The organism is uncultured Lutibacter sp. (assembly GCF_937891065.1).
Classification (GTDB): domain Bacteria; phylum Bacteroidota; class Bacteroidia; order Flavobacteriales; family Flavobacteriaceae; genus Lutibacter.
The window spans coordinates 1-12989 of sequence record NZ_CALAEQ010000095.1 but is presented as its reverse complement, the minus strand read 5'-3'; the positions used below and the strand labels follow the sequence as shown (position 1 = coordinate 12989).

At 29.9% G+C, this 12989-nt stretch carries 12 protein-coding genes; 6 read left to right on the top strand and 6 right to left on the bottom strand.

The window, feature by feature from the left end; genetic code table 11:
• Positions 1–71: 71 nt before the first annotated feature.
• The 3 genes from Q0352_RS05295 to Q0352_RS05285 are packed head-to-tail and all read right to left on the bottom strand — an operon-like array spanning position 72 to position 2545.
• Positions 72–623 (bottom strand): CopD family protein, encoded by a 552-nt coding sequence (locus Q0352_RS05295; protein WP_299524721.1) that lies wholly within the window; start codon positions 621–623, stop codon positions 72–74.
• Complete coding sequence (gene hemH, locus Q0352_RS05290; RefSeq protein WP_299524718.1) at positions 623–1648, bottom strand: ferrochelatase; 1026 nt, start codon at positions 1646–1648, stop codon at positions 623–625. Before hemH ends, Q0352_RS05295 begins: the two co-directional genes overlap by 1 nt.
• 3 nt (positions 1649–1651) lie before the next feature.
• Positions 1652–2545, bottom strand: a complete 894-nt coding sequence (locus tag Q0352_RS05285; protein WP_299524715.1) for an AraC family transcriptional regulator — start codon at positions 2543–2545, stop codon at positions 1652–1654.
• Positions 2546–2818: 273 nt separating this feature from the next.
• On the opposite strand from Q0352_RS05285, the gene hemA reads away from it, so the two are divergent.
• The 6 genes from hemA to hemN all read left to right on the top strand — a co-directional run bounded on the left by hemA (position 2819) and on the right by hemN (position 10447).
• Positions 2819–4084 (top strand): glutamyl-tRNA reductase, encoded by a 1266-nt coding sequence (gene hemA / locus Q0352_RS05280; RefSeq protein WP_299524712.1) that lies wholly within the window; start codon positions 2819–2821, stop codon positions 4082–4084.
• Positions 4071–5654, top strand: a complete 1584-nt coding sequence (gene hemC, locus Q0352_RS05275; RefSeq protein WP_299524709.1) for a hydroxymethylbilane synthase — start codon at positions 4071–4073, stop codon at positions 5652–5654. Before hemA ends, hemC begins: the two co-directional genes overlap by 14 nt.
• Positions 5655–5669: 15 nt before the next feature.
• A complete protein-coding gene (gene hemB, locus Q0352_RS05270) occupies positions 5670–6635 on the top strand; it encodes a porphobilinogen synthase (protein WP_299524706.1) in 966 nt (321 codons plus the stop codon).
• Positions 6636–6696: 61 nt separating this feature from the next.
• On the top strand, positions 6697–7995 hold the full coding sequence (gene hemL, locus Q0352_RS05265) for a glutamate-1-semialdehyde 2,1-aminomutase (protein WP_299524703.1): 1299 nt from the start codon (positions 6697–6699) through the stop codon (positions 7993–7995).
• A gap of 1 nt (position 7996) precedes the next feature.
• On the top strand, positions 7997–9028 hold the full coding sequence (gene hemE / locus Q0352_RS05260; protein WP_299524700.1) for a uroporphyrinogen decarboxylase: 1032 nt from the start codon (positions 7997–7999) through the stop codon (positions 9026–9028).
• A 57-nt stretch (positions 9029–9085) separates the two neighbouring features.
• Positions 9086–10447 (top strand): oxygen-independent coproporphyrinogen III oxidase, encoded by a 1362-nt coding sequence (gene hemN, locus Q0352_RS05255; RefSeq protein WP_299524697.1) that lies wholly within the window; start codon positions 9086–9088, stop codon positions 10445–10447.
• A gap of 81 nt (positions 10448–10528) precedes the next feature.
• On the opposite strand, the gene Q0352_RS05250 is transcribed toward hemN, so the two are convergent.
• The 3 genes from Q0352_RS05250 to nrfD form a co-directional block, all read right to left on the bottom strand.
• The gene (locus Q0352_RS05250; protein ID WP_299524694.1) at positions 10529–10927 is read right to left on the bottom strand and encodes a cytochrome c; all 399 of its coding nucleotides are present in this window, start codon (positions 10925–10927) and stop codon (positions 10529–10531) included.
• A 73-nt stretch (positions 10928–11000) separates the two neighbouring features.
• Positions 11001–11921 carry a hypothetical protein gene (locus tag Q0352_RS05245; protein ID WP_299524691.1) on the bottom strand — a complete coding sequence of 307 codons (921 nt, stop codon included), beginning with the start codon at positions 11919–11921 and terminating at the stop codon, positions 11001–11003.
• A gap of 18 nt (positions 11922–11939) precedes the next feature.
• On the bottom strand, positions 11940–12989 hold a 1050-nt coding region (gene nrfD / locus Q0352_RS05240), incomplete at its 5' end, for an NrfD/PsrC family molybdoenzyme membrane anchor subunit (RefSeq protein WP_299524688.1).

The window sequence follows — 12989 nt, the reverse complement described above, 5'->3', positions numbered from 1 at the left end:
AGACTATTTGTTTGATGGATTTATAGTAAAAGAATGAAGAGCTTAATTATACTGTATTTTTTAAACGTATTTTATTTGTTGTCCCAGCTATTTTTAGTTCTTATTTTTTTATATAATTTAACTCCAAGCATTAAAATTATAGAAACCCCAACAATACCAAGTACTCCAAAAATCCACCCAAATGAAGTTTTTAGAATTACTAAAAATACACAGGCAAATAAAATAATGGTAGCAACCTCATTCCAGATTCTTAAAGCAAAAGAAGAATATTTTAAAAATCCTTTACTAATTTGATTGTATAAAATTTGACAAGTCCAATGATATGCGAAAAGTGCTACTACAAAGCTTAATTTAATATGCATCCAGCTTTGTTGAAGCCAAACAGGTTGTAAAGTCAGTAGCCAAACTGCAAATAATGTTGCTAAAACTGCTGAAGGCCAAGTAATAATATACCAAAGCCTTTTAATCATTAGTTTATACTGTTTTATTAAAATGGATTTTTCTGGTTCGGCTTTTTCTTCTGCTTCTTTATAATAGATAAATAAGCGAATAACATAAAACAAACCTGCAAACCAGGTAGTTATAAAAATAACATGTAGGGATTTTATGTATAAATACTCCATTAGTTGTTATTAGTTTCAGACCAATCATTTATCCATTTTGAAACTGTTTTTGTCCAATTGTCAGAATCATTTAAACACGGAATAGTGTTAAATTTTGTTCCGCCATTTTCAATAAATGAATGTTTTGCTTCCATACCAATTTCTTCCAACGTTTCTAAACAATCTGAAACAAAAGCAGGAGTAACAACTGCTAAATTTTTAATTCCGTTTGCAGGAAAACCATCAATAGTTTTATCTGTATAAGGTTGTAACCAAGGATCGCGCCCTAACCGAGATTGAAACGAAGTACTATAAAAACCTTCTTTTAAATTTAATTTTTCAGCAACCAATTTAGTGGTTTCATAACATTGATGTCTGTAACAGAAATCGTGAGCAGCTGAAGGTGTATTACAACAACTTCCATCAATTTTACAATGTGATTTTGTTATATCTGATTTTTTTATGTGCCTTTCTGGAACTCCGTGATAAGAAAAAAGCAAGTGTTCCGGTTTTAAAATTTCAAGTTCTTTTTGAATACTTTCGCTTAAAACTTCAACATAATCTTCTCTGTTATAAAAAGCAGGAACATTGGTAATTTTTATATGTGGAAATTGTTTTTTTATAATTTCATTTGCTAAAACAACAATAGTTTCAGTAGTTGCCATTGCAAATTGTGGATACAACGGAATTAATAAAATTTCAGTAACACCTTTATCTGCTAACTTTTTAATACCGTTTTCTATGGATGGATTCCCATAACGCATCGCAAGTTCAACAGGAATGTCTGAATTTTCTTGTACTTTTTTATACAATCTTTCAGATAATACAATTAGCGGTGAGCCTTCATCCCACCAAATCTTTTTGTAGGCTGCCGCTGATTTTTTTGGTCTAGTATTTAAAATAATACCTTTCACCAACAAAAAACGTGGAATATATGACATGTCAATTACACGTTCATCCATCAAAAATTCACCTAAATAATTTTTCACATCTTTAGTTGATGTGCTATTAGGTGATCCTAAATTCACAATTAGAGCTCCTTTCATTATTTATAATTTTGTAAATTGTTTTGGGGTGGTTTTATATTTTCTTTTAAAAGCTGCAATAAAATGACTTGAAGTGCTATAGCCTAAATGTAATGCTATTTCATTAACATTCAATTGTTGCTCTAATAAAAGTTTTTTAGCTATTTCCATTTTATAATTTAATAAAAATGTAAAAACGGGCACTCCATAAATTTCTTTAAATTCTGTTTTTAATTTTTTTATGTTAAGTCCAACTTCTTTTGCTAATTCAGGAAGTGAAGGAGGATTATTCATGTCTATTAAAATAAGTTGCTTCGCATGTTTAATCTTACTCATAGTTTCTTCCGTTGCAACATATGGGCAAGATTCATTCTCGTTTTCTGAAGGTTTACTAAAGTAATAACTCAATAATTCATATATTTTTCCTTTTATAAAAATAGGTCTAAGCGTTTCATTTTTTTGTGAGGTTGTTAACTGACTTAAAATTAATTTTATGTTTCCATTTATTTCTTTGGGTTCAATAATAGGGTTTTCTCCTTTTAAACTGTTATAGTTAAAAATTACGGTTCCATCAATTGAAAATAAAGAATGAAAATATTCTAAAGAAATTAAAATAACTATTAATTCTGCTTCTGGAGGTAAATTAAATAGAACATTCATTTGTTCATCTTTAAAATAAACCATGCTAGAATTGTTGGATGTTAAGTCTATGGCGCAATGTTCTATGTTAAAAGCTACTTTGCATTGGTGGTTGTTACAAAAATATAGTTGAATATAATTGTTGGTTAGTTGATGCTTAAGTAATTCAGAATTAGAAGATAAATTGTTAAAATGAAATACTTTAAAAGTGTTATTCTCTGAAAAAAGTAGATGAGTACTTTTGTCGATGTTTTTATAATGATCTAATGAGTCTTTCATTCGGTATTTTAAAAGTAGGTAATATTTTTAACAGAACAAAAGTAATGATAATATTTTAGAAATAAAGATTTTAAATTAAAATATGACATTTGTCATATTTTTGAATAACTATATTTTACTGACATTTATCAGTGTTTTTAATAATCAACTGATTTAAATTTGAATTGAGTAACAATTGTAACTTATGTCGACAATAAAAGTACTTATGGCGACATAATGTAAAAATATATAATAGTACTTTTGTCGATACTTATTGGTAATACCATTTTTATTATGAGTCAAGAAAACATGCCTACCAAATTTTACAATGTAGGGTTAAGTTATAAAAAAGCAGATGTTAAAGTTCGTGGCGCTTTTAGCGTTACAAAAGAAAATCAAAAACTATTATTAATAGATGCCAAAGAGAAAGGTATTGATGGCGTTTTTGTTTTATCTACATGTAATAGGACTGAGATTACAGGTTTTGCTAAACACCCTTTTGAATTAATTAGTTTGTTAATAAAATATTCAAACGGTAATGTTGAAGATTTTATTGAAGTTTCTAATGTATATAAAAATAAAGATGCGGTAAATCACTTATTTAATATTGCAACAGGATTGGATAGTCAAATTTTAGGTGACTATGAAATTGTGGGTCAGTTAAAAGAGTCTTTTAAGTTGGCAAAAAAAATGGGGACTACCAATGCATATTTAGAACGCTTAATGAATTTGGTATTGCAAGCAAGTAAAGATGTTAAAAATAACACGAAGCTTAGTTCTGGAACAACTTCAGTAGCATATGCAGCAATTCAATATATAGTTGAAAATGTTGAAAATCATAGTGATAAGAGAATTCTAATTTATGGTTTGGGAGAAATAGGTAAAAATACTTGTAAAAATGTATTAAACTATACCTCAAATAAGCAAATTACACTAATTAATAGAACTCACAAAACAGCATTAGGATTTGTGAATGAACATCCAGAGGTAAAAGCTGGTGATTTTAAAGATTTAGAAACTGAAATACATAATACTGATATTTTAATTGTTGCAACAGGAGCAAGTATTCCAACAGTAACAAAAGAACATTTAAAAGAAAATCAGGAAATACAAATTTTGGATTTATCAATGCCTGAAAATGTAGACGTTTCAGTAAAAGAAATTTCAGGAGTAACCTTGATAAACGTTGATGAGCTTTCAAAAATTACTGATAAAACTATTGAAATCCGTATAGGTGAAATTCCTGCTGCTGAGAAAATAATTGAAAAATATAGAGAAGAATTTAACGAATGGATTTCACTTCGTAAATTTGTTCCAGCTGTAAACGCTTTAAAAGAATCACTTCTTGCAATACAGCATGATGAAATTGATTTTCACTCTAAAAAAATAAAAGATTTTAATATTGAACACGCAGAATTTGTAACTTCGCGAATGATTCAAAAAATTACCACGCAATTTGTGAAACACCTAAAAGATGAAGAAACTTCAGTTGATCAAAGTATAAGTGTGATTAGCAAAATGTTTAATATTAAAGAGTTAAGTTTAAATGAGAACGATTAAAATAGGAACAAGATCAAGTAAATTAGCACTTTGGCAAGCACATACAGTTGCAAAACAATTAGAGCATTTAGGACATAAAACAGAAATAGTTAAAATAGATTCTCTTGGAGATGTAGTTTTAGACAAACCTTTATATGAATTAGGAATTACAGGTGTTTTTACTAAAAATTTAGACATCTCCTTATTAAACGGTATCATTGATATCGCTGTTCATTCTTTTAAAGATGTTCCTACACAATTACCAGAAGGAATTGTACAAGCTGCAGTTTTAAAAAGAGGAGATTTTAATGATGTTTTAGTTATAAAAGATGACGAGAATTTTTTCGCAAATGACTCTGCTGTTATAGCTACAGGAAGTTTGCGTAGAAAAGCACAATGGTTATATCGTTATCCACATCATTCAATTACAGGGTTAAGAGGAAATGTAATTACACGTTTGCAAAAATTAGAAGATAATGATTGGGATGGAGCAATTTTTGCAGCAGCCGGATTAAAAAGACTTAATTTATTACCAGAAAAAGAAAAGCATATTAAATTAGATTGGATGATTCCTGCACCTGCGCAAGGAACAGTAATGATTGCAGCTTTAGATAAAGATGAAGAATTACTAGAAATCTGTAATGAATTAAATGATAAAGAAACTGCTATTTGTGTTGGAATTGAACGTAAATTTTTACAGGTTTTAGAAGGTGGTTGTACGGCTCCAATTGGTGCTTTAGCAATGATTTGGGATGAGGAAATAAAATTTAAAGGCGTTTTATTTAGCCCTGATGGTAAAAATAAAATTGAATTTTACAAGGAAGTTCCTGCAGATAATGCAACGGATTTAGGGGAATTTGCTGCTAACTATATTTTAGATAGAGGCGGGAAAAAATTAATGCGTGAAGTTATTACGATAGAAAAAGAGATAAATATTTATTCAACAAAAAACCTTTCATTAGACCAAAAAAGTAGTGTATCTACTAAAATCGGAGTTGATATGAGTGATTTTATCACTACTAGAAATAATAGGTTAAAGGCAAAAGTTGTTAAAAACCCAATTCAAAATGTAATAATTACAAGTCAAAATGCAGTTGAATCTTTGCTTGATAATTTTATTCCAATGGAATTAGATTTTACTAACATTTATTGCGTTGGTAAAAGAACAAAACGATTGATTGAAAAGAAAATTGGAAAAGTTACTCACGTTGAAAATTCAGCTGAAAACTTAGCTAATTTTTTAGTAAATAACATAAATGAAAAAGAGGTAACTTATTTCTGTGGAAATAAGAGAAGAGATGAATTGGCAACTATTTTAACTGAAAACGAAATAATTGTAAATGAAGTTGAGTGTTATCAAACACAATTGACTCCAAGAAAAATTGAAGGAAAGTATAATGGAATTCTTTTTTATAGCCCAACAGGAATTGAAAGTTATTTAAAAGACAATAAAACATACGATAGTACCGCATTTTGTATTGGTGAAACTACAGCAACAGAAGCAAGAAAATATTTTAAGAATGTAATTGTAGCTTCAGTCCCAACGGTTGAAAATGTATTAAAATCTGTAAATGATTATTTTCAAGAATAAAAAATATTGAATACTATGAACAGAACAAGGCGTTTACGTAAGACAGAAAATATTCGACGTTTAGTTAGAGAAAACAGACTAACTGTAGATGATTTAATTTATCCTTTATTTATTGAAGAAGGTGAAAATATTGAAACTGAAATTGTTTCAATGCCAGGAATAAAACGCTTTTCATTAGATAGAATTTCAAAAGAATTAGATGAAGTTGTTGCACTAGATATTCCAGCAGTATTGCTTTTTGGAATCCCTTCAAAAAAGGATGAGATTGGTTCTGAAACGTGGAATGATAATGGAATTATGCAACGTGCGGTTCGTTTTATTAAGAAAAACTACCCAAGTTTATATGTTATTACGGATGTTTGTTTTTGTGAATATACAAGTCACGGGCATTGTGGGGTTATTCATGACAATGATGTTGATAATGACGCTACTTTACCAAATATTGCAAAGCAAGTAATTTCACATGCAAAAGCAGGAGTTGATATGGTTGCACCTTCAGGAATGATGGATGGAATGATTGTTACAATTCGTGAAGCATTAGACAATACAGGATTTTCAAATCTTCCAATTATGTCTTATGCAGTAAAATATTCTTCAGCATTTTATGGACCATTCAGAGATGCAGCAGATTCTGCACCTACTTTTGGTGATAGAAGAACCTATCAAATGGATCCTGCAAATAGAGATGAAGGAATGCGCGAAGCAACATATGATGATCAAGAAGGAGCTGATATTTTAATGGTAAAACCAGCATTAGCTTATTTAGATATTATTAGAGATTTAAAAAATAATTTTGACAGACCAATTGCATGTTATAACGTAAGTGGTGAATATGCAATGATTAAAGCTGCAGCTGCAAAAGGTTGGATTGACGGTGAAAGAGTTATGATGGAGAGCTTATTATCCATGAAAAGGGCAGGAGCAGACATAATTATTACATATTTTGCTAAAGAAGTAGCAAAATTATTATTAAAAAAATAAAAAATATGAAGTTACCATTCTTGCATAGTCTGGAATCCAACGTATTAAAATAAATATTAAAATGAAACTAGAAAAATCAATAGAATTATACACAAAAGGAAAGAAACATTTAGTAGGTGCGGTAAACTCACCTGTTAGAGCTTTTAAATCTGTTGGAGGTGTTCCTTTGTTTATTGATAGAGCAAAAGGAAGTAAAATTATTGATGTTGATGGGAATGAATATGTAGACATGGTTTTGTCTTATGGCCCAATGATTTTAGGTCACAGAAATAGTGTAGTTGAAAAAACGATTAAAAAGTATTTAAAAAAGGGTTATACTTTTGGTGCTTCAACTCAAGGAGAGATTATTTTAGCAACAATGGTTTGTGAAGCTTTTCCAGGAATGGATAAAGTTCGTTTTGTGAATTCAGGTACAGAGGCGGTTTTTAGTGCTATCCGTTTAGCAAGAGCATTTACAGGAAATAATAAAATTATAAAGTTTGCAGGTTGTTACCACGGACATTCAGATGCTTTGTTAGTTGCAGCTGGTTCAGGATTAGCAACATTAAGTATACCAGGAAGTTTGGGAGTGCCAGATGAGGCTGTAAAAAACACATTGATTGCTGAGTATAATAATATTGATAGTGTTGAGAAACATTTAGCTGAAAATAAAGATATAGCTGCTATAATTTTTGAACCTGTTGCGGGTAATATGGGGGTAGTTCAGCCAACTCAAGAATTTATAGAAGAACTTAGAGATTTAGCAAAAGCAAGTGGTGTTTTATTAATTGCGGACGAAGTAATGACAGGTTTTCGATCAAAATTTGGTGGAGCTTCTGAATTGTTAGGTGTACAAGCTGATATTGTTTGTTTAGGGAAAGTTATTGGAGGAGGATTTCCAGTAGGTGCTTATGGTGCAAGAAATGAAATTATGGAAATGGTTTCACCTCTTGGAGGAATGTATCAAGCAGGAACTTTATCAGGTAATCCAATTGCAATGGCTTGTGGAATAGCAACGCTGAAAGAGTTAAAAAAACAAGACCCATATGCTGATTTTGAAAAGACAGCAGCTTTTTTAGAAAGAGTTTTATTAGATGCAGCTAAAGAAAATGGAATTGATCTTCAAGTGAATAGATTTGGTTCTATGATTAATCCTTTTTTCACAAGTGAAAAAGTGGTAGATTTTAAATCTGCTCAAACTAGTGATACAGAAAAATTCAAAACATTTTTTTGGAAAATGATTGAAAAGGGTGTGTTTTTACCTCCATCACAGTTTGAAGCTTGGTTTTTAGCAACAGCTATGACCAAAAGAGATATATATAAAGTAAGATCAGCAATCCAAATAGCAATGAAAGCAGTTGCTGATAAATTTAAAAAATAAGATGACAAATATAAAAAACGATTTATTTTTAAGAGCCTTAAAAGGAGAAACGGTTGATCGTCCACCAGTTTGGATGATGAGACAAGCCGGAAGATATTTACCAGAATTTATAGCTATTCGTGAAAAATATGATTTTTTTACGCGATGCCGAACTCCTGAGTTAGCTTCAGAAATTACAGTGCAACCAATTCGTAGATATGGAATGGATGCTGCTATTTTATTTTCTGATATTTTGGTGATTCCACAAGCAATGAATATTGAAGTTGAAATGAAAGAAGGAGTAGGGCCTTGGTTACCAAATCCTATCCGTTCTCAAAAAGATGTTGATACTGTTGTTGTTCCTGATGTAACGGTTGAATTAAAGTATGTGATGGATGCGATTAAAGTAACCAAGCAAATGTTGAATGATGACATTCCTTTAATTGGTTTTGCAGGTTCACCTTGGACAATTTTATGTTATTGTGTACAAGGACAAGGGTCTAAAAACTTTGATAAAGCTAAAGAATTTTGTTTTACGCAACCAATAGCTGCACATACATTATTACAAAAAATAACAGACACAACAATTGCTTACTTAAAAGAAAAAGTAAAGGCAGGTGTCAATGCAGTTCAAGTTTTTGATTCTTGGGGAGGAATGTTATCTCCAGCAGATTACGATGAATTTTCTTGGAAATATATCAACCAAATTATTGAAGCTTTAAAAGATGATGCTCCAGTTATTGCCTTTGGTAAAGGATGTTGGTTTGCATTAGAAAAAATGTCAAATTCAAATGCTGCTGCTTTAGGAGTAGATTGGACAGTTACTCCGCAAGTTGCTCGTAAATTAACAGGGAATAAAATAACATTACAAGGTAATTTTGATCCTGTAAGATTATTATCTCCACCAAAAGTAATTAAGCAAATGGTAACGGAAATGATAAATGACTTTGGAAAAGATAAATACATAGTTAATTTAGGTCATGGTATTTTACCACATGTACCTTTAGAAAATGCAAAAGCATTTATAGATGCTGTAAAGGAATATAAAAGTTAGATTTTAGAAAATAACTTAAAGTTTATTGCTAAAATCTAATTAATCAAAATTAAACAAATGAATTCAACTTTAGTTCAAAAATATAATATTCCTGGGCCAAGATACACTAGTTATCCAACGGTTCCATTTTGGGATAAAGAAGGAATAGCATTGCAAGATTGGAAAAATACAGTTGTAAAATCCTTTAATGAAAGTAATGATAGTGAAGGTATAAGTGTATATATTCACCTTCCTTTTTGCGAAAGTTTATGTACGTTTTGTGCTTGTCATAAGAAAATTACCAAACGACATGAAGTTGAACAACCATATATGGAAACTGTTTTAAAAGAATGGGATTTGTATTGTGACATGTTAGGTGGTAGACCAAAAATTAGAGAAATTCATTTAGGCGGAGGTACACCAACATTTTTTTCAGCTGAAAATTTAAAAAAACTGATTGATGGTATTTTTAAGAGGGCTGATAAGTTTGAAATCTTTGATTTTAGTTTTGAAGGACACCCAAATTTTGCTTCAGAAGAGCAGTTACAAACTTTATATGATTTAGGATCAAGAAGAAATAGTTTCGGTATACAGGATTACGATCCTAAAGTTCAAAAGGCAATTCATAGAGTTCAAAGTTTTGAACAAGTGAAGAAAGTTCACGATTTATCTAGAAGAATTGGATACGAATCTATTAGTCATGATTTAATTTTTGGATTACCATTTCAAACAGAAGAAAGTATTAGAACAACTATTAAAAATACAATAGAGCTAAAACCAGATAGAATTGCCTATTACAGCTATGCACACGTACCTTGGATAAAGGGTGTTGGACAACGTGGTTTTGAAGATAGTGATTTGCCAAAAGATGATGAAAAACGTCATTTATATGAATTGGGTAAACAATTATTTTTTGACAATGGTTATATTGAAATAGGAATGGATCATTTTGCTTTGCCGAGTGATTCTCTTCACGATGCTATGGAAGCTAAAAAGCTACATAGAAACTTCATGGGCTATACAGCAGGTAAAACTGAGCTAATGATTGGGTTAGGAATGTCTTCAATTAGTGATTCTTGGTATGCATTTGCTCAAAATGAGAAAGATATAGATACCTATACTGAAAAAGTTAACCAAGGTATTATTCCGATTTTTAGAGGTCATTTGTTAACTAAAAAAGATTTAATTATTAGAAAACATATTTTAAACTTAATGTGTAATTTAGAAACTGAATGGAATGTTGGCTTATCAGAAACTGTTAAAAAAGAAATTGTAGAACGATTAACTTCTATAATAGAAGATGGATTATTGGATGTTACTGAAACAGGAATTAAAGTGAAGGAGGAAGGTAGAATGTTTGTGCGTAATATTTGTATGGCCTTTGATTTACGTTTAATTGAAAATAAACCTGATACCAGAATATTTTCAATGACTATATAAAATATAATTAGTCTTAAACCTAAAAAAAAACCGAGCAATTGCTCGGTTTTTTTTATTCAATATTTTCAATATAGTTTAAGCTTATTCAGCCATAGTTCTCATATAGTGAACGGTAAGCCACATGTCTTCTTCAGTCATTTTCTTTTCGAAATTTGGCATATCATCTCTACCAATATAACTTTTGTAAAATAGAGCACCATCACTTTGTGATTGGAATTCTTCAGAAGAAAAATCTCCTAAATCACCATCAACTTCATCTGCTTTTGTACCGTCTCCTAAACCAGCAGATCCATGACATGATTTACAATGTTTTGAATATAAAGATTTACCAATTCCTAGATTAGCCTTTGAAGCCTCTTCAGGGTTTGTCATTTTTTCGTATTTAGCAGGTACTTTCCACTCTTCCTGTACTAATTTAGTGAATGATAAAAAGCCTAAACTTAATACCCCAATAATCATTAAAATTTTGAATGTTTTCATGTGTTTAATTTTTGTTTTTAGTTGTTTATTAATAAATATCAAATATAATACCAAAATTTATTATTTGGTAATATTATTTTTCTTCTTCTACTTCTTCAGAAATTTTTAATTCTACAATTTTAGTTTCCTTTCTAATTTTATATAGATTATAAGCTGTGTATACAAAGTTGGCCCAAACACCAACTAATAGGATTGTTAAAACAATATACATCCATATTGGAGCTGCTTTAGACCAAAGTTTATTCTCTTCAATTGAAGATATTTTGTCGAACGTACCCCAATTTACTGTTTTCTTTTGAATTACATTTCCAAATTCATCATTTTCCAAAATTTGTGCATAAACAGTGAAATTTTTATCAATATCACCCGGGATATTTTGAAGTAATTCAAATTCTATTTCACCATTTTCAATAGTTCCTTCTTTAATTTTCATTTTGGAAATCATTCCTTCAATAGAAATAATTAGGTCAACTTCTTCAACAGGTATTTCTACACCTAAGCTATCAATTGTGAATGCTTTAACCAATATAGTTTTTACACTATCAATTTCTTCTAAATTTAATTTTAAAATTAAATCTCTAACCAAAATCTCTTCTTCTTCAGCATCTAAAGCATCTGTACCTTCAAATCTTGCAGTTAAATTTATATAACCATCTTCATCAATTATATATTTTTGGTTTTCAGCAAGAATTAATTCAGCAATTCCTTCATTTGAGGTTTTTGCAGATCCTAATAATATTTCTTGTTCATCAGCTATATTGAAAAATTGTATTTCAGCGTCAAAAATTGGAATTTTATCTTTTCGGTCTTTTTTATTTTTACCAATAAAGGTTACTTCAAGTACACGAGTATTGTCAAACTTTTTAGTAGTTTTAAAAGAGAACAACATTTTATAATCATCTACAGTAGTTTCTTGAGCTATCGAACTAAAATTGAATAATAGTGCTATAAGAAAACAAGTAATTGTTGTGTGTTTTAATATGTTACGTTGCATAATTTCTAATTTTATATATTATTCAGTTATTTTCGATTTTTTAATTCTTTTTTTTGAATTATCTCTTTCGTAGTCAATAATTCCTGACATTGGTATAATTGGAACCAATTTCATAATTAATATAAAAAACAAAATAAAAGCGGCAACTCCTGCAAAGCTTAAAGACCATTCAACCCAAGTTGCTGTGTAATGAACAAATTCTTCTCTGGTATCTTGAATTGGTAAATATGGAGTTTCTAACGTAGGAACAACTATTAAATATCTGTTCAACCATAAACCTAAAATTGCAACAACAGAGGCAAATGTAATTGACTTAATGGTTCTAAATTTCTTGAAAAATAAAATAACAACAGGAACTAGGATTCCAATATAATTTGCTAAAATGAATGCCCAGAAATAGCGGGTAAATAAGGTGTTCAACAAATTTGTATCGTGGGTTTTATGACTAAACCATCTTGAGAAATATTCACTAAATGTAAAGTAACCATAAAGTAATGAGAGAATTAATAAAATAACGCCTCCAACCACGAAATGAACTTTTCTAATATAATGTTCTAAATGATAGTACTTTCTAATTAAATACATTGCAATTATAATCACTGAAATACCTGAGTATAATCCGGCTACTATAAAATATGGAGCAAATATGGAACTGTTCCATCCTGGTTGTAATGTTAAACTAAAAATCCAAGCTAATACCGTGTAGGCAACAATAGCTAGTGCAATTACCATTGCAGACATTGTTCTTGTAATTTTATGCAATATTTCTCTTTGAGTTGGCGTATCTTGATAGCCAATAGCTAAAAATTTATAAATTTTTTGTCTCCATTTTGGCGAATTTTCACTGTGATCCCTTAAAATAGCAAAATCAGGAATAAATGTTAAGTACAGGTATATAAAACAACCAATTAAGTCAGTTATAATAGCAATAATATCCCAAGTAATTGGTGATTGTATTCTTGGATATAAGAATAAATAATGCAATCTGTCTAATCTACCAATACATAATAAAATAAAAATTGGCCCAATTATTAATGATAAAACTGTAATTATTTCAACTATTCTTGA

Bases quoted from the DNA above. Each gene is read 5' to 3' on its own strand.
- Q0352_RS05295 (WP_299524721.1), bottom strand. From the start codon at position 623: ATGGAGTATTTATACATAAAATCCCTACATGTTATTTTTATAACTACC.
- hemH (WP_299524718.1), bottom strand. From the start codon at position 1,648: ATGAAAGGAGCTCTAATTGTGAATTTAGGATCACCTAATAGCACATCA.
- Q0352_RS05285 (WP_299524715.1), bottom strand. From the start codon at position 2,545: ATGAAAGACTCATTAGATCATTATAAAAACATCGACAAAAGTACTCAT.
- hemA (WP_299524712.1), top strand. From the start codon at position 2,819: ATGAGTCAAGAAAACATGCCTACCAAATTTTACAATGTAGGGTTAAGT.
- hemC (WP_299524709.1), top strand. From the start codon at position 4,071: ATGAGAACGATTAAAATAGGAACAAGATCAAGTAAATTAGCACTTTGG.
- hemB (WP_299524706.1), top strand. From the start codon at position 5,670: ATGAACAGAACAAGGCGTTTACGTAAGACAGAAAATATTCGACGTTTA.
- hemL (WP_299524703.1), top strand. From the start codon at position 6,697: ATGAAACTAGAAAAATCAATAGAATTATACACAAAAGGAAAGAAACAT.
- hemE (WP_299524700.1), top strand. From the start codon at position 7,997: ATGACAAATATAAAAAACGATTTATTTTTAAGAGCCTTAAAAGGAGAA.
- hemN (WP_299524697.1), top strand. From the start codon at position 9,086: ATGAATTCAACTTTAGTTCAAAAATATAATATTCCTGGGCCAAGATAC.
- Q0352_RS05250 (WP_299524694.1), bottom strand. From the start codon at position 10,927: ATGAAAACATTCAAAATTTTAATGATTATTGGGGTATTAAGTTTAGGC.
- Q0352_RS05245 (WP_299524691.1), bottom strand. From the start codon at position 11,921: ATGCAACGTAACATATTAAAACACACAACAATTACTTGTTTTCTTATA.